Raw genomic sequence first — 19104 nt, 5'->3', positions numbered from 1 at the left:
TACGGGTACAGGGGAATACAGGATGTCGACCATCAAGTGCATCGCGGCGGCGCTGGCCGTCGCGGGTTTCGCATGCGGCGCGGCGCAGGCCGCCGGCCAGGCGAAGAACGTGATTTTCTTTCTCGGCGACGGCATGGGGCCGACGACCGTGACGGCGAGCCGGATCTACAAGGTCGGTGAGTCGGGACAACTGACGATGGAGAAGCTGGCGCGCACCGCGCGCGTCAAGACCTTCTCGAACGACGCGCAGACGACCGACAGCGCGCCGTCGATGGCCGCTTACATGACCGGCGTGAAGATGAACAACGAAGTGCTGTCGATGTCGTCCGACACGCGCGCGGTTGCACCGGGCAACGACGCGAACGGCAACAAGACGGTCAACAACTGCGCGCCGGGCAACGGCCAGCCGGTCGCGACGCTGCTGGAGCTGGCGAAGGCGCGCGGCAAGGCGGTCGGCGCGATCACGACGACCGAGCTCACGCACGCGACGCCTGCCGCGACCTATTCGCACATCTGCCATCGCGACGCGCAATACGATATCGCCGCGCAGGCGGCGCCGGGCGGCGCGGGCTACAACGCGGCGCTCGGTGACGGCGTCGACGTGCTGATGGGCGGCGGCCGCAACCACTGGACGCCGTTCGATCCGGTGGCCAACAGGCGCGGCCGCGCGGACGGGCGCAACTTGCTCAACGAGATGAAGGCGAAGGGCTACACGGTCGTCGCGACGAAGGATCAGCTCGCGCAGGCCGGCAACGGCAAGCTGGTCGGCTTGTTCAGTTCGACGAGCCATCTCGAGTACGAACTGGACCGCGTCGCGGGCAAGGGCGAAGGGCCGTCGCAGCCGAGCCTTGCCGAGATGACGTCGAAGGCGATCGACGTGCTGTCGAAGCATTCGAACGGCTATTTCCTGATGGTCGAAGGCGGCCGGATCGATCACGCGCTGCACGGCACCAACGCAAAGCGCGCGCTCGAGGACACGGCGGCATTCGACGAAGCGATCCGCGTCGCGCTGTCGAAGGTCGACCTGTCGAACACGCTGATCGTCGTGACGGCCGACCACGACCACACGATGACGATCAACGGCTATTCGAAGCGCGGCAACCCGATTCTCGACATCAGCCGCAACTATCGCGACGGCCAGCCGAGCAAGGACGCCGACGGCAATACCTACACGACGCTGGTGTTCGGCAACGGCGCGAACCGGCCGAACGTGCGCGCGTCGGTCGATTCGGCCACCGCGACGAACGATGCGTATCTGCAGGAAGTCGGCGTGCGGATGGGCAGCGCGGGTTCGGAAACGCACGGCGGCGGCGACGTGATGCTGTTCGCCGACGGCGCCGATGCGAAGGCGTTCAAGGGCACGATCGACAACACGAAGGTGTTCGGTCTCGTGCGCTCGGCGTTCGGTTTCTGAGGCGGGAGATGGCACGATGAACAGGAGCGTGCGATGAAACGCGAGATCCTCTGTGCGCTCGCCTGCGGGATGGTTGCACTGCCGGCTTGTGCAGCGGCCGATCTCGACGCCGTGCTGCTGCACGAGAGCCGCACGGTGACGGCCGACGGCGTGACGCGCACGACGCTGTATCGCGAACGGATGGTGCGGCGCGACGGGCACGTGTGGGTCGAACGCGTGCTGCCCGCCGCGGCGGCCGGCGGCGGTCAGGGCGACGATCATGACCACGATGCAGGCCCGGGCCGCCGCGCCGGCGTGCAGCCGGCGGCCGCCCACGCGGGCCACAGGCATTTCAACTTCCAGGCGGCTGCACGGCATGTGACTTACGACGGCAAGACGGCCCGCATCGAGTACGTCGATGCGGCGAACCGGACGGTCGTCAGCGTGCCGCCGGCCGAGTACGAAACCACGGGCTTCGACGGCTCATGGGACAACGCGTACTACGTCACGCCGCCGTCGCAGCTGAAGTGGCTCGCGGTCGCGAAGCGCGGCGACGCGCCCGGCACCCTCTGGTACGAGCAGGCGGTCGATACGCCCGGCGCGCGCGGCGTGAACCGGATCCTGTGGAGCGAGACGCTGCAGGCGCCGCTGTCGGTCGAATACCGGAGTGCCGACGGCCGCGTCGTGCGCAAGCTGACGTTGACACCGGCGCCGGCCGCGCGGCGCGAGCCGCCGCCGTGGACGACGCTCGCCCGCTACGCGCGCAAGGAATACGCCGACTATCTGGATTGACCGGCGGGCGGCCACACGCTACCGATTATCCGACGGCTTCTGTCGCCCGGTCGATCGTACGATGCGTACGCTGGGCTTGCGGTCAGGCCGGCCGGTATCGCCATCGCGATACGGCCGGGCGCTGGCCGCTTTCTTCTCTTTCCGAAGTCGTGTCGCCCGGCAGGGGCGGCCGACGATCCGCTAGAACCGCGCGCCGTCCGGCACGCGCGTTGACGGCCGCGACGCGACCCGCTTGATGAAGCGGTCGAGCGGTGTCGCATAGCCGCGCGCGATCGCCGCGCTCAGCACCGCCGACAACGCCAGATACGCGATCAGCAACAGCAGCCGGGTGTCGCCGTGCGTGGCCGACGGCGGCCAGAACGTGCGCAGCCCGCCGAGCACGATCAGGTGAAACAGGTACAGCTCGTAGCTCAGCGTGCCGGCCCGGCGCAACGGCGCGAGCAGGCGGCCCTGCGCGCGCGTGCCGTTGACGTGCGCGCCGATCAGCAGCACGGCCGTGCCGAGCGCCATCGCGGTGACGCCGGCGACGTGGCTTTCCGCGATCGGCCAGGCCAGATACAGCGCGGCCATCGCCGCTGCGACGAGCCCCTGCACGAGCGGCGCGGCGAGCCGCTGCCAGCTTTTGCGCTCGGCCAGCAACGCGGTGCAGCAGCCGATCGCGATTCCGTCGAACGACGCGAAGTACGCATAGAGGAACCCGCCTTCGTCGCCGGCGTGCGTGAAGCGGTACACGGGCCCGATCGCGGCGACGGCCACCCAGAACGCGACCAGCCGCGCATCGCGGCGCAGTGCGATGCACAGCAGCGGAAACGACAGGTAGAAAACCTCTTCGACCGACAGCGACCACAGCACGCCGAGCGCGTAGTTGACCCACCCGTATGCGCCGATCAGCACGTTCATCCAGAACGTCAGCGACGCGAGATTCACGAGCCAGAACGACACGGCGACGCCCTCCGGCGCGTGGTTCCGGAAGATCGGCACGCCGGCCGCCGCGAGGCCGTTGACGAGCGCGAGCAGCAGGAGCAGGCACGGGACGATGCGCGCGACGCGCGACACGTAGAACGCGCGCACGTCGACCGCGCCGAGGTTGCCCCAGCGGTGCCGCGCATTCGACGTGATCAGGTAGCCCGAGATCGCGAAGAACATCGTCACGCCGTAGTTGCCGTTGCGCACCACCGCATGCACCGTTTCCCAGCCGAATACGCGCGCGAGCGACGTCTCACGCAGCGAGTAGGGGATGTTGAAGTGATGCAGCAGGACGAGCACGATCGACACGCCGCGCAGCAGGTCGATCCGCGCGTTGCGCGGGCCGGCGCTCATTGCGGCCTGCCCGGTTCGGCGAGGGCGGGCAGCGTCGCCAGGAACGTGTCGCGTGCGCGCAGGCCGGCGTTCGGCGTCTGCCGCTCGTCGTCCTGTATCAGGTACGCGAACGCGAGCGTGCGCGGCCCTTTGGCCGCCCAGCCGACGAACCAGCCGTACGCATGCGACGCGTCGTACTTGCGCCCCGGCGACCCGGTGCCCGTCTTGCCGTGCACGATCCAGCCGCCGGGCTGCGTGTCGATCAGCGTGATGCGCTCGGTCATGTCGTACGCGTGCGCGCTGACGGGCAGCGTCCGGTTCGCGATCTTGCGCATGAAGCCGACCTGTTCGAGCGGCGAGATGCGCAGCGACGCGTTGACCCATGCGCCCATCACGCCGTTCAGTTCACCCACCTGACTGGTGGCGTCCGCGTTGCCGTAGCCGAACGCGGTCGTGTACTGCTGGAAGCGCGCCTGCCCGAGCGCCTGGGTGACCTGCTGCGAGTACCAGAACACCGACAGCTTCATCCAGCGCGCCGGATCGGTCGGCTCGCGCCACGGCGCGCCGCCCCAGTCGGGATAGCCGGTGTGGAAATCGAGCGTCGGTGTGTGCGCGTCCTTCAGGACGCCCGCATCGAAGCCCATCAGGCTGATGGCGATCTTGAACGTCGACGCGGGCGTGACGCGGGTCGTGCAGTCGCCTTGCTGCACGAGCACCTGGCCGGTGGCGGCGTCGGCGACGACGGTGCAGACCGGGCGGGCATCGGAAGTCGCGCTGGCCAGAAGGCCGGCGGCGAGGGTGAACAGCGCGCGGCGACAGTGCTTCAAGTGACACTCCTTGGGGGGCGGCAGGCGCACGGCGCGGGCGAAAGGCGGCGGGCCGTGCGTAATGAAGGCGACGGCCGGCATCGAGGAAAGCGGGGATGGCGGCCGTTGCGCAGGCCCATAGTGTATCGACGGATCGTCGTCCGTTGACCTGTCACGGTTGACGGGACGATTGCGCGCCCGTTGCCCGTTCCGGCGTCATCGGTCGGTCACGCGCGTTGCAGCGCGCATGAAAAAACCCGCCGGCAGGCTGGCGCGTGCGGGCGGGTGAAGACACCTCGGGCCGACCGGCGCGGGTGTCGCGTGAAGAACGGAGAACCGGGTTGCGTCAGAACTTGTGGCGCAGCGCGAGACGCACGGCCACCTGGTTCGACGTCGACGACGGCGCGTCGGTGCCGGGGATGAACGCGTTGTCGAGGATCGAGTTCGTCTTGTCGCCGGCGATGTGTTGGTACGCGGCCTGCACGTACACGTCGGTGCGCTTCGACAGGTTGTAGTCGGCCATCAGCCCGACCGAGTGGATCTTCGGTTTCGCGTCGCCGGTCGACGCGTCGTACTTCTCGAGCGACAGCACGTACTGCGCGCCGACCATGAACGCCGGCGTGATCTGGTACGAACCGTTGACCTCGAAGTTCTGGTACTTGATCGCGCTGACCGTCGCGCCCGGTGCGATGATCGCGCCCGGCGTGCCGAGGTAGCCGTTGCCGGTCGGGTTCTTGTAGTTCGAGTTCGTGTACGCGAAGCCGAGCGTCGCGGGCCCGAACGTGTAGTTGATGCCCGCGCCGAACACGCGCATGCGCTCCGCGATGTAGCTCGCGTCGTTCGCGGTGATCGCGCCGGCCGAGCCGTTGCCCGGGCGGTTCGCCTGCAGGTACGCGGCGCCGATCAGCAGGCCGTTGTTCTGGTATTGCGCGCCGAAGCTGTACGCGCGGTTGTCCGAGAAGTTCGTGCTGTTGCTGAAGCTGTATGCGCCGCCGAACTGGAAGCCGCCGAAGTTCGGGCTCGCGTACTTCACCGTGTTGTCGAGGCGGAACGAGTTGTCGGTGTTGTCGTTGTCGAACGGGTGCGCGAGCAGGTAGCCGCCCCAGTTGCCGTTGGCCGTGGTCGGCGCGAGATAGTCGACGACGGAGTCGTACTGGCGGCCGAACGTCAGCGTGCCGTACTGCGTCTGGCTCAGGCCGACGTACGCCTGGCGGCCGAACATGCGGCCGCCCTGGTTGAGCCGGCCGGAGTTCACGTCGAAGCCGTTTTCGAGCTGGAAGATCGCCTTCATGCCGCCGCCCAGATCCTCGCTGCCCTTCAGGCCCCAGCGGCTGCCCTGCGCGTAGCCGCTTGCCATCTCGTAGACGTGGCCGGTGCCGACGTTGTTCGTGTAGTTCAGGCCTTCGTCGATCACGCCGTACAGCGTGACGCTGCTTTGCGCGAACACGGGGGCAGCGAAGGTTGCCGTTACGGCGAGCGCCGTCAGGGTCTTTTTCATTGAGAGATCTCCGGGATATCCAGCTTCTTGTATCGGTTGTCGTGGGCGCGACCGGTGAGGCGCGCCCCGTCATCCGGGGCGTTTCCGGCGCAGCGCGCGCGGCGCCGGAAACGCGCGATGCGCGGCGGCGCGGCGACCGGCTGTGCCGGGTCGTGTCTCCTCCGATGACACCGCGCATTCTTCCCAAGCCGAAGAGGAACCGGAAGCGAGTAATTTCGATGGATGGGATCGGGTTCGCCGATGGGGTCGCGACCGGCCGTTTCGACAGTCGAAACCGTGTGCGCGGCGCCGCGCGCCAACGCCGGTCGCGCCCTCGCCGGACGGGGCGCGACGCAGCCTGGCCGGGGCCGTGCGCAGGTGCGGGAGATCGGCCGGGAGGCCCGCCGGGCGGGCCTGGCGGGGCGCCAAAAGATCGATTGGCGCTGCCGATAGCGATGATCGGAATTACTCGTTTCCCTAAACATATTGGCGGCTGAAACATGCAGGCTGACCGGACGTGGCCGGATGCACGATTCGCCGGTCGCCGCGCATGCCGCGACGCACAAACAACAGATTCGATTTGGAGACGACCCACCATGCAGATTCGACGACTGAAAACGGTCCTTCTCGCCGCCGCGGCGATCCTGTCCGCGCCCGCGGCCCACGCGGCGGGCGGCGCGTGCGCCGACGGCAAGACGGTCCATTTCGCGGGCATCACGTGGGAGAGCGGGTCGTTCGCGACCGAAGTGCTGCGGCAGATCATGGAGAAGGGCTACGGCTGCAAGACGGACGTCGTGCCGGGCAGCACGGCCGCCACCGAAACGGCGCTCGCGCGCAACGACCTGCAGATCTGGGCCGAGCAGTGGACGGGCCGCAGCGAGATCACCGCGAAGGCTGTCTCGTCGGGCGCCGTGAAGCTGATCGGCGACACGCTGCCGGGCGGCACGACCGAAGGCTGGTTCGTGCCCGACTACGTGGTGAAGGGCGATCCGGCGCGCAACATCAAGCCGGTCGCGCCCGGGCTCGTGTCGGTCGACGATCTGCCGAAGTTCAGGCAGGTGTTCGCCGACGAGGAGGAGCCGGACAAGGGCCGCTTCCTGAACTGCCCGACGGGCTGGGACTGCGAGCGTGTGAACACGCGTCTGCTGAAGGTGCTGAAGCTCGACCAGTCGTACACGAACTTCCATCCGGGCACCGGCGCGGCGCTCGACGCGGCGATCGCGTCCGCGTACCAGCGCGGCGCGCCGATCGTGTTCTATTACTGGGGCCCGGCCGCGCTGATGGCGAAGTACAGATTCACCGCGCTGAAGATGCCGGCCTATAACGACGCATGCTGGAAGACGCTGCGCGACGAGAGCAGCACGCACCAGTGCGCGTCGTCGTACATGGTGTCGCGGCTGACGGTCGGCGTGTCGAAGCCGTTCGCCGACGCGAATCCCGATCTCGTCGGCGTATTCGGCAAGGTGCGTTTCCCGATGGACTTCCTGAACCAGACGATCCTCGAGATGACCACGAAGAAGATCGACGGCGCGGCGATGGCCACGCAGTTCCTGAAGACCCGCCAGGACATGTGGAAGCAGTGGGTGCCGGCCGACGTCGCGCAGAAGATCGCCGGCAGCCTGAAGGGCGCGTAACCTGCGCGCGGCGGCGGGCCCGCGCCCGCCGCCGCCGTCACGCGCCTTCGCGGCGCGACGGAGAATCAACATGAACGGCTTCTTTCTGCACCTGTCGATCGCCGACTGGGTGAACGGCGCGCTCGAGACTTTCGTCGCGCAATACGGCGACAGCTTCCATCACTTCAGCGTGCTCGTGCTGCGCTACCTGCTCGTGCCGCTCGAAGGCGCGCTGCGCGTGGCGCCGCCGTGGCTCGTGCTGCTGGTCGTCGGCGCGATCGCGTGGAATGCGACGCGCCGCATCGGCCTCGGCGCGCTCTTCATGCTGCTGCTCTACGCGATCGGCTGCTTCGGCCTGTGGGACAAGCTGATGCAGACGCTCGCGCTGATGCTCGTCGCGACGGTGCTGTCGGTCGCGATCGGCGTGCCGGCCGGCATCCTCGCATCGCGCAGCGCGTGGCTGCGGCGGATGCTGCTGCCCGTGCTCGACGTGATGCAGACGCTGCCGAGCTTCGTGTACCTGATCCCGGTGCTGATGTTGTTCGGGCTCGGCAAGGTGCCCGCGATTCTCGCGACGATCATCTATGCGCTGCCGCCGCTGATCCGCCTGACCGATCTCGGCATCCGCCAGGTCGATCCGGACGTGACGGAGGCCGCGCGTGCGTTCGGCACGACGCGCTGGCAGCTGCTCGTCAACGTGCAGTTGCCGCTCGCGCGGCCGAGCATCATGGCCGGCATCAACCAGACGACGATGATGGCGCTGTCGATGGTCGTGATCGCGTCGATGATCGGCTCGCGCGGGCTCGGCGAGGACGTGCTCGCGGGCATCCAGACGCTCGACGTCGGCAAGGGCACGCAGGCCGGCCTCGCGATCGTGATCCTCGCGATCGTGATCGACCGGATCAGCCAGGGCTTCGGCCAGGAGCGGCGCGCGCGCCGCCGGCTCGCGCAGCAGCGCCGGCAGAAGGGCGCGTCGCGCGTGCCGTACCGGCTGCCGCGCAAGGCGCAGCCGGCGGGCGTCGATTCGAATCAGGCGACGCAATCGTCGCGCGCATAGGAACGGAGGCAGACATGGCGACCATCGACGTCAAACACGTGTACAAGCTGTTCGGGCCGCAGGCCGCGCATGCGCGCGTGCTCGACCTGCTGCGTTCGGGCAGGCGCAAGGCCGACGTGCTGGCCGAAACGGGCTGCAACGTCGGGCTCAACGACGTGAGCCTCGGCATCGAGTCGGGCGAGATCTTCGTGATCATGGGGCTGTCGGGCTCCGGGAAATCGACGCTCGTGCGGCACTTCAACCGGCTGATCGAGCCGACGGCCGGCGAGATCGTGATCGACGGCAGCGACGTGATCAAGCTCGACGCGCACGGGCTGCGCGAGCTGCGCCGCTACAAGGTCAGCATGGTGTTCCAGAACTTCGGGCTACTGCCGCACCAGACCGTGCTCGACAACGCCGCGTATGCGCTGCGCACGCGCGGCGAGAAGCGGCACGACGCGGCTGATGCCGCGCGCAACTGGCTGACGAAGGTCGGGCTCGACGGTTACGGCGATCATTACCCGGACGAGCTGTCGGGCGGGATGCGACAGCGTGTCGGGCTGGCGCGCGCGCTGGCGGCCGATACCGACGTGCTGCTGATGGACGAGGCGTTCTCCGCGCTCGATCCGCTGATCCGCACCGAGATGCAGGATCAGCTGCTCGAACTGCAGGCGACGCTTGCGAAGACGATCGTGTTCATCACGCACGATCTCGACGAGGCGCTGCGCATCGGCGACCGGATCGCGATCCTGCGTGACGGCACGCTCGTGCAGGTCGGCACGCCGGACGACATCCTGTCGCGTCCGGCGGACGATTACGTGAAGCGGTTCGTCGAGAAGCGCACGAGCGTGAACTGACGCGTCGTGCCCGGTCAGGCCGCGCGGTGCGCGGCCGTCGTCAGCACGATCTTGCCGACGTGCTCGCCCGAGTCGATCAGCACGTGCGCGCCGCGCGCGTCGTCGAGCGCGAAGGTGCGGAACACCTGCGGCTTGACCGTGCCCGCCGCGACGTGCGGCCACAGTTGCCGTTCGAGTTCGGCGATGAGTGCGCCTTTCTCCTCCGGTGTGCGCGAGCGCAGCGTCGAGCCGATGTGCGTGAGGCGCTTGGTCATCATCGGCCACACGTCGAGTTCCTTCGCCGGCCCGGCGAGCGCGCTGACCTGCAGGATCCGCCCGTTCATCGCCGCGGCCCGGTAATTGCGCGCGACGTAGTCGCCCGCGATGATGTCGAGGATCACGTCCACGCCCTTGCCGGCGGTGATCCTGTCGACTTCGGCCACGAAATCTTCTTCCTGGTAATGCACCGCATGATCCGCGCCGAGGCGCAGGCTCGCGGCGCGATGCGCTTCCGAGCCGACCGTCGTGATGACGGTCGACGCGCCCATCGCCTTCGCGATCATCGTCGCGGTGGTGCCGATGCCCGACGCGCCGCCGTGGATCAGCACCGATTCGCCCGCCTGCAGCCGCCCGCGCTGGACCAGGTTCAGCCAGACCGTCAGGAACGTTTCCGGCATCGCCGCGGCTTCGATCATGTCGAGGCCGGGCGGCAGCTTCATCGTCGTGAGGTGATGGGCGACCGCGTATTCCGCATAACCGCCGCCCGTCACCAGCGCGCTGACCCGGTCGCCCGGCGCGAAGTCGCGCACGGCTTCGCCGGTCGCGACGACTTCGCCCGCGATTTCCAGGCCCGGGATGTCGGATGCGCCGGGCGGCGGGTTGTAGAGCCCCTTGCGTTGCAGCACGTCCGGGCCATTCACGCCGGCGGCGTGAACCCGGATCAGCACTTCGTCGGCTTTCGGCCGCGGCACGGGGCGACGTGCGGTCGCGAGGACTTCAGGGCCGCCGGGGCGGGTGATTTCGACTGCCGCCATGTCGGCGGGAACGGGGGAGAGCGTATCGGACATGTTTGCCTCGGAAAGACAGGTGAGTGATCGGTGAAAAAAGTATAGGCTTGGGCCTTGATGAATTCGCGCAGCGATTTTCACGACCATAGATGCAAATTTGCATCACACCGGGAGAAGGCGCTTGAACTGGGACGACGCACGGATTTTTCTCGCGATCCACCGCGAACGCAGCCTGCGCGGCGCCGCGCGGGCGGTCGGGCTCGACCAGGCGACGGTCGGCAGGCGGCTCGCGGCGCTCGAGCGCGCGCTCGGGGCGACGCTGTTCCTGCGCACGTCGGCCGGGTACGTGCCGACCGCGGTGGGCGAGGTGGCGCTGCGCAACGTGGAGAAGATGGAACAGTCGGCGATCGATCTGGTGCGGCAGACCCAGGGCGTCGACCGGCGCCTCGCGGGTGACGTGCGCGTGACGACGACCGATACGATCGGGCTCGAATTCGTGATGCGCGCGATGCGCAACCTGCACGACGAGCATCCGGACGTGCGCGTGCTGCTCAACACGTCGACGCAGGTGGAGAACCTGGCCAAGCGCGAGGCGGACATCGCGATCCGCACGATCAAGCCCGACAATCCCGATCTGCTCATGCGCCGGCTCGCGGCATGGCCGACGGCGTTGTACGCGTCAGAGGACTATCTCGCGCGGCATGGCGAGCCGGCGCCCGGCACCGGCTTCGAAGGGCACGACCTTGTGTGCTTCCTGCCGCATCTGAATGCGCGCAGCCCGCTGACGGTGGTCGGTGAGCCGGTGCGCGCGGGGCGGATCGTGTCGGGGCTGAATTCGAATCTCATGCTGCGCGCGGCCGCGCGCGCCGGGCTCGGGCTCGCCGAACTCCCGGTGCCGATCGCGGAGCGCGACGGGCTGGTGCGCGTGTGGCCGGCGCGCACGTCGGCGCGGCCCTATGAAGTCTGGATGGTCACGCACAAGGATCTGCGGCATACCGCGCGGATGAGCGCGATGATCGATCACATCGTGCGGGTGTTCGACGAGGTGGCGATGTCGGGCGATGCGGGGGATTGAATGTGAATCGAAGGACGGGATGCGGCACGCTGCGATGTGTCGGCGATCTGCGGGATCGGCCCGGGCGGGTGTGACCTGTTCGATGCTGGCGAGCCGGCCTTGGGGGCGTGAATAACGAACGGCGGCAGTGGTTTTACGGTGAACGAGAGGACTCGATGAATCGATTCAGTGTGGACGGAAAAGCGCTTGGCGATTGGGCGAAGTTTCACGACTACTTCGCGAGCGAATTCGGATTTCCGGGTTACTACGGCCGGAACATGAATGCATGGAATGATTGCATGAGCGACTATTGCTACGAGCACGGCATCGTGTCGCTGCGGATCGACGATGCGGGAGCGTTGAAGGAGCGCAATCCGGAGATTTTCGCCGCACTCGTCGAGTGCAGCGCGTTCATCAATTGGCGAGCAACGAAGGAAGGGGGGGATCCGTTGATCGTGTTGTCCTATTGCGCATAGTCGCGGCGTTGACGTTGCATCGCGTTGCATCGCGTTGCGTCGTGAAGCCGATTGCCTGGACGGCAATCGGCGAAAACGCAGCCGCCTCAATACGTGACCGTTTCCCGTTCGCTTGCGCTCACGGCAGACGCTTCGCCGTGCCCCGCATCCGCCAGGATCAGATCCGCGCCCTTTTCCGCGACCATCATCGTCGGCGCGTTGATGTTGCCCGACGTGATGTTCGGGAACACCGATGCATCGACGATCCGCAGCGCCTGCAGCCCGTGCACGCGCAGCGACGCATCGACCACCGACGTCGCCGCGTCCGGCCCCATCGCGCACGAGCCGCACAGGTGGTAGATCGAACCCGACTGCTCGCGGAAATACCGCAGCATCGCTTCGTCGGAATCGACCTGCGGCCCCGGCGAGATTTCCTCGACGGTCATCGACTTCAGCGCCGGCGCGCGCATCAGCGCACGGATCACCTTGCTGCCCTGCACGGCTTCGTCGAGATCCTTGCGCGTGGTGAGCGCGTTGACGTGGATCTTCGCGGCATCTTCCGCGCGGTTCGACGCGATCTCGATCGTGCCGCGGCTCGTCGGCCGGCACGGGTTGAACGCGATCAGGAAGCCCGAGTAAGGCTCGGGCTTGATGCTCGCGCGGTCGCTCTTCGGAATCCGGTACGACAGCGGGTTGAAGTAGAGCTGGAGGTTCGGTTCCTGCACGTCATCGGTGCCGCGGAAGAAGCCGCCGGCCTGGTTCACGCTCATCGCGAGCGGCCCGCGCTTCGTCAGCAGGTAGCGCAGCCCGATCTTCATCTTGCCGAGCAGCGTGCCCATCTCGTCGTTCAGCGTCGGCCGGTTCGCCTTGAAGTAGAAGCTCACGCACAGGTGGTCCTGCAGGTTGCGGCCGACGGCCGGCAGCGCATGCACGAGCGGCACGCGCCGGCGCGCGAGCAGCGCGGGATCGCCGACGCCCGACAGCTGCAGCAGCTTCGGCGTATCGACCGCGCCGGCCGCGAGGATCACCTCGCGCGCGGCGACGAGCGTTTCGTCGCCGTGCGCGCCTGAGACGACCACACCGGTGGCGCGCGTGCCGTCGAAGGTCACGCGCCGCACGAGCACGCCAGCGCGCAGCGTGAGGTTCGCGCGGCCCAGCGCCGGACGCAGGTACGCGAAGCTGCTGGAGCAGCGTTCGCCGTTCTTCGTGTTCAGGTCGTAGATGCCCGCGCCTTCGAACTGCGCGCCGTTGAAGTCGTCGGTGCGCGGCAGGTTCAGTTCGCCGCAGCCCTTCAGGAATTCGTGGACGATCGGATGCACGTCGGCCTTCATCGACGTGATGTGAATCGGCCCCGTCGCGCCGTGATGCTGCGGATCGGTCGTGCCGGCCGCGTGGGTTTCGAGCTTGCGGAAGTACGGCAGCACGTCGTCGTACGCCCAGCCCGGATTGCCGGCGGCCGCCCAGTCGTCGTAGTCGCTGCGCTGGCCGCGCACGTAGACCATCGCGTTGATCGAGCCCGACCCGCCGACCACCTTGCCGCGCGGGCAGTACAGCTTGCGATCGGCGAGTTGCGCCTCGGGCTCGCTGTAGTACATCCAGTTGTAGCGGCGGTTGTAGTAGGTCTTCGTGAAGCCGACCGGCACCTTGAACCAGAACGACGCGTCGCGTTCGCCCGCCTCGAGCAGCAGCACCGAGTGCCGGCCCGATTCGCTCAGGCGGTTCGCGAGGATGCAGCCGGCCGAGCCCGCGCCGACGATGATGTAGTCGTAGCTCATGTCTGTCCTTTGCGCTTAGCCCTTCGCGGGGGCGAGATCCTTCACGTCGACGGGGTGTTCGCCCATCTGCAGGTGCAGCCGTTCGCCCGTGTAGGGCGTGTGGCGCCGCACGACGTCCATGTCGAGCTCGATGCCGAGGCCCGGCTCGTTGGACGGGATGATGTAGCCGTCCTCCCAGCGGATCGGCGTCTTCACGACTTCGGCATGGAAACCGCCCCACGTCATGATGCTTTCCTGGATCAGGAAGTTCGGCGTGCAGGTCGCGAGCTGGATGCTCGCGGCGGCGCCCACCGGCCCGTTGTACAGGTGCGGTGCGATCTGCGCGTAGTGCACTTCGGCGAGCGTCGCGATCTTCTTCGCTTCGAGCAGGCCGCCCACGCGCGCGACGTTCAGCTGCAGGATCGACGCGCCGCCCGCCTGCAGCAGCTTGTGGAACTCGTACTTGGTGGTCAGGCGCTCGCCGGTCGCGATCGGGATCGACGTGTGCTTCGCGACCTGCGCGATCGCTTCTTCCTGGCCGGGGGGAACCGGCTCCTCGAACCACAGCGGGTCGTACTTCTCGAGCCGCTTCGCGAGCCGGATCGCCGACGACGGCACCATCTGCCCGTGCGTGCCGAACAGCAGGTCGGCCTTGCTGCCGACGGCTTCGCGCACCTTGCGGCAGAACGTCTCGCAGCGGTCGAGCACGTCCAGCGACAGCTGGTGGCCCGAGTAGGCCGTGTACGGGCCGGCCGGGTCGAACTTCACGGCGGTGAAGCCGAGCTTCACGTTCTCGGCCGCGCATTCGGCCGCGAGATCGGGATCGTCGTAGTCGTATTCGCCCTTCGCGTTCTTCGGGTACAGGTACGTGTACGAGCGCAGCCGCTCGTGGATCTGCCCGCCGAGCAGTTCGTACACGGGCTTGCCGGCGGCCTTGCCGACGATGTCCCAGCACGCCATTTCGAGGCCGCTGACGACGCCCATCATCGTGAGGTCCGGTCGCTGCGTGAAGCCGCTCGAATAGGCCTGGCGGAACAGCCGTTCGACGTGATGCGGATCGCGGTTCAGCAGGTGGCGTTCGAACACGTCGTCGATGATCGGGGCCATTGCCTTCGGGCCGAACGTCGCCGAATAGATCTCGCCGACGCCTTCGATGCCGTCGTCGGTCTTCAGCTTCACGAAGATCCAGTACATCCCGCCGACATGCGGCGGCGGCACGGCGACGATATGGGTTTCGAGCGAAACGATCTTCATGCGGACTCCTGGATTCGGTGAGTGCGGGTGAGACGGTATTTGAGGAAGGCGGCCGCGCCCGCGCCGCAGAGCGCGATGGCCGCGATATAGCCGAAATAGAGCTGGTAGCCGTGCGCGCCCGGGAAGGTCTGCGTCACGTAGCCGTTGATCAGCGGCACGAACACGTCGGGCGAATAGCCGAGCACCGAGATCAGGCCGATCGCGAGGCCGGCGCAATGCGTCGGCACCTTGCAGTCGTCGAGCAGCGACCAGTACAGGGCGCGGATCGCGTAGGTGAGGATGCCGATGAACAGCACGAGCACGACGAGCATCGCCTGCGGGCTGTGCGCGGGCGCGGCGATCAGGCCGACGAGCGACAGCGCGGCGAGCACCAGCGCCCAGAACAGCACCGACACCTTCGATACGCGGTCGCCGAGGAAGCCGCCGCCGATGCCGCCGATCGGGCGCATCCACAGCTTGAGCGTCGTGATGAAGCCGGCCGCCGTCGCGCTGAGCCCGAAATTGCCTTCGTGCAGATAGGCCGAGAAGCTGTAGGTCGCCCAGAACACCTGGTAGCCGCAGAACACGATCGCGGCGACGAGCCACAGCTCGGGGATCGCCGCGAGCGTCTTCAGGTCGGTCAGCACGTTGCCCCGGCGGTCGCTGCCGGTGCGGCGCTGCGCGGCGGCCGCACGGTCGCTCGCGCCCGCCGGATCCTTCACCAGCGCGAGCAGCACGCCGAGCGCGATGCAGAAGAACGCGTACAGGTGCACGACGAGCCTGAAGCCGGCCGCGTCGGTGCCGCCGTGCGCCTGCGTCACGTAGGCGAACAGCGTGATCGCGATCGTCGCGAGCAGCGCCTCGACGAGCCCGCGGCCGCCGTCGAGCAGCCCGAAGAAACGGCCCTGTTCGTCGGGGCCCGCGATCATGTTCACGCGCTTGATCACGGCGGCCCAGAACGTGAGGCCGGTGGTCAGCCCCCAGCCGCCGAAGATCAGCACGAGCGTGTCGAACGACGGCCCGGTCGCGTAGACGAGCCCGAGCGCGCCCGTCGCGAGCAGCGAGAAGCAGATCAGCCAGCGCGGCGACAGGCGGTCGGCGAGCCAGCCGCTCGGCAGGTAGCTGACGAGGAAGATCGTGCCGAGCGACGAATACAGGTAGCCGAGCTGCACGTCGTCGATATGGAAGAACTGCAGCATCGTCGGCTGGTACACCTGCCGCAGATACAGCATCGGATAGATCGCGCCCGCGGCAATCACGAGCAGCAGCAGTTGCAGGTAGCGTTGCGCGCGGGAATGCTGCGACGCATGAGCGTCGTCGTGCAACGCGAGCGACGCGGCGGGCGTCGACGGTTGGGTCGGCATGATGTCTTCCTCCATCAGGCGTCCTCGAGGCGGACGCCTGCAGTTTTTTTATGGTCTGGTCGGGTCAGGGCCGGCGCGCGGCGTCGTGTCCTGGTATGCGCGCCGGAAACGGTGCGTGGGTATCGCGGTGTCAGTACTTCATGACGACGAGGCGCGTCTGCGTGAATTCGAGCATCCCGTGCTTGCCGTCGTCGCCGCCGAGGCCCGAACGTTTCCAGCCGGCATGGAAGCCCTGGTACGGATCGGCCGGCGTGCGGTTCACGTACAGCTCGCCGGCTTCGATCGCGTTCGCGACGGTCATCGCGGTGCGGTAGCGCTCGGTGTAGAGCACCGACGACAGGCCGAACTGGTGGTCGTTCGCCTGCGCGATCGCTTCGTCGATCGTCGCGTAGCGCAGCACCGGCATGATCGGGCCGAAGGTCTCCTCCCGCACGATCTCCATGTCCTGCCGCACGCCGGTGAGCAGCGTGGCCGGGTAGAAGAAGCCGGGGCCGTCGGGGATCGCGCCGCCGGTTTCGAGCGTCGCGCCTGCCGCGATCGCGCGTTCGACCATCCCGTGGATGTGCGCGCGTGCCGATGCGCTGACGAGCGGGCCCATCCGCGTGGCATCTTCCGCCCGGTCGCCGATGCGCACGGCCGCCATCTTCTCCTTCAGCAGTGCGACGAAACGGTCGTGCACGCAGTCGTGCACGTACACGCGCTCGATCGCCGTGCAGAGCTGGCCGCAATGGGTCGTCTTCGACGCGACGAGCGCGGCGGCCGCGCGTTCGAGATCGGCGTCGGGCTCGATGATCGCGGGGGTCTTGCCGCCGAGTTCGAGCGACGGCTTCGCGATGTTCGCCTTGCAGTAATCGAGCACCTTGCGGCCCGCGTTCACGCTGCCGGTCAGCGTGATCATCCCGACTGCCGGGTGCGTGCACAGCGCTTCGGCCGTCGCGTGATCCATCGTCAGAATGTTGACGACGCCCGGCGGGAAGCCCGCATCGTCGGCCGCCTTCGCGATCTCGAACGCGGATACCGGCGTGTGGTTGCTCGGCCGCACGACCACGGTGTTGCCGGCGATCAGCGCGGGCGCGACCTTGCGCAGCAGCGTGTAGACGGGATAGTTGAACGGGATCAGGCACGCGACGACGCCGATCGGCTCGCGCTGCAGGAACAGGTTCTCGTCGGGCGTGTCGCTCGGGATGAGCTCGCCCTCGATCCGGCGTGCCCACTCGGCGTGATAGCGCGTGATCTGGCCCGCGTAGACGGCTTCGTTCGACGCGTCCTCGACGCTCTTGCCGGATTCCTGCGCGAGCGCCGCGCCGATCTCGGGCGCACGCGCGGTCAGCGCGTCGGCGAAGCGGTGCAGGTACGCGGCGCGCTCTGCGCTCGGCAGCTTGCGCCACGCCTTCTGCGCGGCGGCCGCGGCGTCGACGGCGGCGAGTGCGTCGGCCGGCGTCGCGGCCGGCACGCGCGCGAACGGCGCTTCGGTGGCGGGATTGTGGACGACGATGAACGCGTCGCTTTCCGGGGCGACGAAACGGCCGTTCACGTAATTGCGTTCGGTGCGCATGAAGTGACTCCTCCGATGAATGCAGGCGGATCGCTTCGGGTGGCGACACGCGCGGCACGGGACAGAGGCCATTCTCTTCATGCGTTTAGCGCACGACAAACGACTTATTTTCGCGCCGGGCATGAGAAAAACGCACGTTACTCGGACTGTCGGCCGGAATCGCCCGTCCGGCAAGGCTGCCGTGGCGCGAGCCGGGGGGCAGACGCGGGGCGGGCGGTGGCCGGGCCGCATTTTCAGACGGGGCCGAATGCGGACGGGCGTGGAAACCGGTAAGGTGTCGCCCGCGCGTGCCGGTCGACGGCGCTCGCGGTCGGTCGGGGCGGGGGGCTGCTAGGCCAGCGGCACTTGCGGAAGCGGCGACGACGGTTCGAGGTGGCGCTTCGCGAGCCACACTTCCTGCTGCAGCCAGTCGCGGAACTGGACGATGTGCGGCAGGTTCGTCTGTTCGGGCCGCGTGACGAACCAGTACGACTGATGGCCGTCGACGTGCACGTTGAGCACCTGCATCAGTTGCCCGGTCGCCAGCTCGCGCGCGACCATGTGGCGATCGGCGATCGTGATTCCGAGGCCGTCGATCGCCGCGCGGATCGCGTGGTCGAGCAGGTCGAATTCGTAGCCGCCGCGCGTGTCGACGTCGGCGATGCCGGCGGCCTTCAGCCAGTGCTGCCAGGTCAGGTAGCGCTGGTCGTCGGTGGCGAGCACGTGCAGCAGCGTGAAGCGGTTCAGGTCGATCGGCGCGCCGTCCTGTCGCAGCCGCGCATACAGCGCCGGTGCGCAGACGGCGATATGCTGCTCCTGCATCAGCAGTGCGTTGTCGAAGCCGTCCCATTCGCCGTCGCCGAACCGGATCGCGCAGTCGAGCACGCGCGATTCGCCGAGACTGTCGTGAATGCGGGTCGTGAGGCTCAGCTCGAATTCGGGATGCGCGTCGCGCAGCCGGCCGAGCCGCGGCATCAGCCAGCGCGCGGCGAAGGTGGGCGGCACGTTCGCGCGCAGGCGGTTCAGGTGGGTTTTTTCCTGCAGGCTGCGCACGGTCAGCTCGATCTTGTCGAACGATTGCTGCAGCGCGCGCAGCAGCACGCGGCCGGCCGCCGTCAGTTCGAGCTGGTGATGGCGCCGCTCGAGCAGGGTTTCGCCGAGCTGGCCTTCGAGCTGGCGAACCTGGCGGCTCACCGCGCTCTGCGTTACGTTGAGCAGTTCGGCCGCGCGCGTGAAGCTGCCGGTGCGGCCGGCCATCTCGAAGGCTTTCAGCGCGTTCAGCGCCGGCATCTTGCGTCTCACGGGGCGGTGTCGTGTTTGGTGCGGGATGCTTATTGTAGGCGGGCGGCGCGGGCGCGGGGACGATGAATGGAGGCGAAGGAGAGTGCGGGTCCTCGGGGTTTTTACGGCGCGGCGGCTGGCGCGCAGGGTTGCGATCAGGCGGCCCGCAG

General features: G+C 67.9%; 16 protein-coding genes. 7 read left to right on the top strand and 9 right to left on the bottom strand.

Translation table 11 applies throughout. The annotated features are described in order from the left end of the window. Positions 1-22: 22 nt before the first annotated feature. The gene (locus tag ABIC51_RS00195) at positions 23-1414 is read left to right on the top strand and encodes an alkaline phosphatase (RefSeq protein ID WP_175898664.1); all 1392 of its coding nucleotides are present in this window, start codon (positions 23-25) and stop codon (positions 1412-1414) included. Positions 1415-1447: 33 nt separating this feature from the next. Then, positions 1448-2185 carry a hypothetical protein gene (locus tag ABIC51_RS00190; RefSeq protein ID WP_175860657.1) on the top strand — a complete coding sequence of 246 codons (738 nt, stop codon included), beginning with the start codon at positions 1448-1450 and terminating at the stop codon, positions 2183-2185. 180 nt (positions 2186-2365) lie between these two features. Here the strand turns inward: ABIC51_RS00190 and ABIC51_RS00185 are convergent, their stop codons facing one another. From ABIC51_RS00185 to ABIC51_RS00175, 3 genes are all read right to left on the bottom strand, one after another. Further along, positions 2366-3505, bottom strand: a complete 1140-nt coding sequence (locus tag ABIC51_RS00185) for an acyltransferase family protein (RefSeq protein WP_060194295.1) — start codon at positions 3503-3505, stop codon at positions 2366-2368. Further along, complete coding sequence (gene blaOXA, locus ABIC51_RS00180; RefSeq protein ID WP_226128226.1) at positions 3502-4311, bottom strand: OXA-1043 family class D beta-lactamase; 810 nt, start codon at positions 4309-4311, stop codon at positions 3502-3504. Before blaOXA ends, ABIC51_RS00185 begins: the two co-directional genes overlap by 4 nt. A 325-nt stretch (positions 4312-4636) precedes the next feature. Next, positions 4637-5788 (bottom strand): porin, encoded by a 1152-nt coding sequence (locus ABIC51_RS00175; protein ID WP_060086093.1) that lies wholly within the window; start codon positions 5786-5788, stop codon positions 4637-4639. 575 nt (positions 5789-6363) lie between these two features. On the opposite strand from ABIC51_RS00175, the gene ABIC51_RS00170 reads away from it, so the two are divergent. From ABIC51_RS00170 to ABIC51_RS00160, 3 genes are all read left to right on the top strand, one after another. Continuing rightward, the gene (locus ABIC51_RS00170) at positions 6364-7401 is read left to right on the top strand and encodes an ABC transporter substrate-binding protein (RefSeq protein WP_124673610.1); all 1038 of its coding nucleotides are present in this window, start codon (positions 6364-6366) and stop codon (positions 7399-7401) included. 70 nt (positions 7402-7471) lie between these two features. Then, on the top strand, positions 7472-8437 hold the full coding sequence (locus ABIC51_RS00165; protein WP_027789911.1) for an ABC transporter permease: 966 nt from the start codon (positions 7472-7474) through the stop codon (positions 8435-8437). A 14-nt stretch (positions 8438-8451) separates the two neighbouring features. After that, positions 8452-9273: a quaternary amine ABC transporter ATP-binding protein gene (locus tag ABIC51_RS00160; protein ID WP_124533822.1), complete on the top strand. Its 822-nt coding sequence runs from the start codon at positions 8452-8454 to the stop codon at positions 9271-9273. Positions 9274-9287: 14 nt separating this feature from the next. Here ABIC51_RS00160 and ABIC51_RS00155 read toward each other — a convergent pair whose 3' ends face one another. Continuing rightward, entirely contained in the window at positions 9288-10319 is a 1032-nt protein-coding gene (locus ABIC51_RS00155; RefSeq protein ID WP_081076067.1) for an NAD(P)H-quinone oxidoreductase, read from the bottom strand. 121 nt (positions 10320-10440) lie between these two features. Here ABIC51_RS00155 and ABIC51_RS00150 point away from each other — a divergent pair, with 121 nt between their 5' ends. Then, positions 10441-11334: a LysR family transcriptional regulator gene (locus ABIC51_RS00150; protein ID WP_134256616.1), complete on the top strand. Its 894-nt coding sequence runs from the start codon at positions 10441-10443 to the stop codon at positions 11332-11334. Between the two features lie 155 nt (positions 11335-11489). Then, on the top strand, positions 11490-11789 hold the full coding sequence (locus ABIC51_RS00145) for a barstar family protein (protein ID WP_027789908.1): 300 nt from the start codon (positions 11490-11492) through the stop codon (positions 11787-11789). Positions 11790-11875: 86 nt separating this feature from the next. Here the strand turns inward: ABIC51_RS00145 and ABIC51_RS00140 are convergent, their stop codons facing one another. From ABIC51_RS00140 to ABIC51_RS00120, 5 genes are all read right to left on the bottom strand, one after another. Further along, on the bottom strand, positions 11876-13543 hold the full coding sequence (locus tag ABIC51_RS00140; RefSeq protein ID WP_146254597.1) for a GMC family oxidoreductase: 1668 nt from the start codon (positions 13541-13543) through the stop codon (positions 11876-11878). Between the two features lie 15 nt (positions 13544-13558). Continuing rightward, on the bottom strand, positions 13559-14776 hold the full coding sequence (locus ABIC51_RS00135) for a mandelate racemase/muconate lactonizing enzyme family protein (RefSeq protein ID WP_060174207.1): 1218 nt from the start codon (positions 14774-14776) through the stop codon (positions 13559-13561). After that, positions 14773-16119 carry an MFS transporter gene (locus ABIC51_RS00130; RefSeq protein ID WP_175898674.1) on the bottom strand — a complete coding sequence of 449 codons (1347 nt, stop codon included), beginning with the start codon at positions 16117-16119 and terminating at the stop codon, positions 14773-14775. Before ABIC51_RS00130 ends, ABIC51_RS00135 begins: the two co-directional genes overlap by 4 nt. A gap of 130 nt (positions 16120-16249) precedes the next feature. Further along, positions 16250-17674 carry an aldehyde dehydrogenase gene (gene aldA / locus ABIC51_RS00125; RefSeq protein ID WP_175898676.1) on the bottom strand — a complete coding sequence of 475 codons (1425 nt, stop codon included), beginning with the start codon at positions 17672-17674 and terminating at the stop codon, positions 16250-16252. Positions 17675-18004: 330 nt separating this feature from the next. Next, complete coding sequence (locus ABIC51_RS00120) at positions 18005-18943, bottom strand: LysR substrate-binding domain-containing protein (protein ID WP_011356424.1); 939 nt, start codon at positions 18941-18943, stop codon at positions 18005-18007. Between the last annotated feature and the right edge of the window lie 161 nt (positions 18944-19104).

It is taken from the genome of Burkholderia sp. 572 (assembly GCF_040545135.1).
Lineage (GTDB): Bacteria > Pseudomonadota > Gammaproteobacteria > Burkholderiales > Burkholderiaceae > Burkholderia > Burkholderia cepacia.
This window is presented reverse-complemented; position numbering and strand designations above follow the sequence as displayed.

What these genes read in the sequence shown, in the direction of transcription:
- ABIC51_RS00195 (WP_175898664.1), top strand. Translation starts at nt 23, where the DNA reads ATGTCGACCATCAAGTGCATCGCGGCGGCGCTGGCCGTCGCGGGTTTC.
- ABIC51_RS00190 (WP_175860657.1), top strand. Translation starts at nt 1,448, where the DNA reads ATGAAACGCGAGATCCTCTGTGCGCTCGCCTGCGGGATGGTTGCACTG.
- ABIC51_RS00185 (WP_060194295.1), bottom strand. Translation starts at nt 3,505, where the DNA reads ATGAGCGCCGGCCCGCGCAACGCGCGGATCGACCTGCTGCGCGGCGTG.
- ABIC51_RS00175 (WP_060086093.1), bottom strand. Translation starts at nt 5,788, where the DNA reads ATGAAAAAGACCCTGACGGCGCTCGCCGTAACGGCAACCTTCGCTGCC.
- ABIC51_RS00170 (WP_124673610.1), top strand. Translation starts at nt 6,364, where the DNA reads ATGCAGATTCGACGACTGAAAACGGTCCTTCTCGCCGCCGCGGCGATC.
- ABIC51_RS00165 (WP_027789911.1), top strand. Translation starts at nt 7,472, where the DNA reads ATGAACGGCTTCTTTCTGCACCTGTCGATCGCCGACTGGGTGAACGGC.
- ABIC51_RS00160 (WP_124533822.1), top strand. Translation starts at nt 8,452, where the DNA reads ATGGCGACCATCGACGTCAAACACGTGTACAAGCTGTTCGGGCCGCAG.
- ABIC51_RS00155 (WP_081076067.1), bottom strand. Translation starts at nt 10,319, where the DNA reads ATGTCCGATACGCTCTCCCCCGTTCCCGCCGACATGGCGGCAGTCGAA.
- ABIC51_RS00145 (WP_027789908.1), top strand. Translation starts at nt 11,490, where the DNA reads ATGAATCGATTCAGTGTGGACGGAAAAGCGCTTGGCGATTGGGCGAAG.
- ABIC51_RS00140 (WP_146254597.1), bottom strand. Translation starts at nt 13,543, where the DNA reads ATGAGCTACGACTACATCATCGTCGGCGCGGGCTCGGCCGGCTGCATC.
- ABIC51_RS00135 (WP_060174207.1), bottom strand. Translation starts at nt 14,776, where the DNA reads ATGAAGATCGTTTCGCTCGAAACCCATATCGTCGCCGTGCCGCCGCCG.
- ABIC51_RS00130 (WP_175898674.1), bottom strand. Translation starts at nt 16,119, where the DNA reads ATGCCGACCCAACCGTCGACGCCCGCCGCGTCGCTCGCGTTGCACGAC.
- aldA (WP_175898676.1), bottom strand. Translation starts at nt 17,674, where the DNA reads ATGCGCACCGAACGCAATTACGTGAACGGCCGTTTCGTCGCCCCGGAA.
- ABIC51_RS00120 (WP_011356424.1), bottom strand. Translation starts at nt 18,943, where the DNA reads ATGCCGGCGCTGAACGCGCTGAAAGCCTTCGAGATGGCCGGCCGCACC.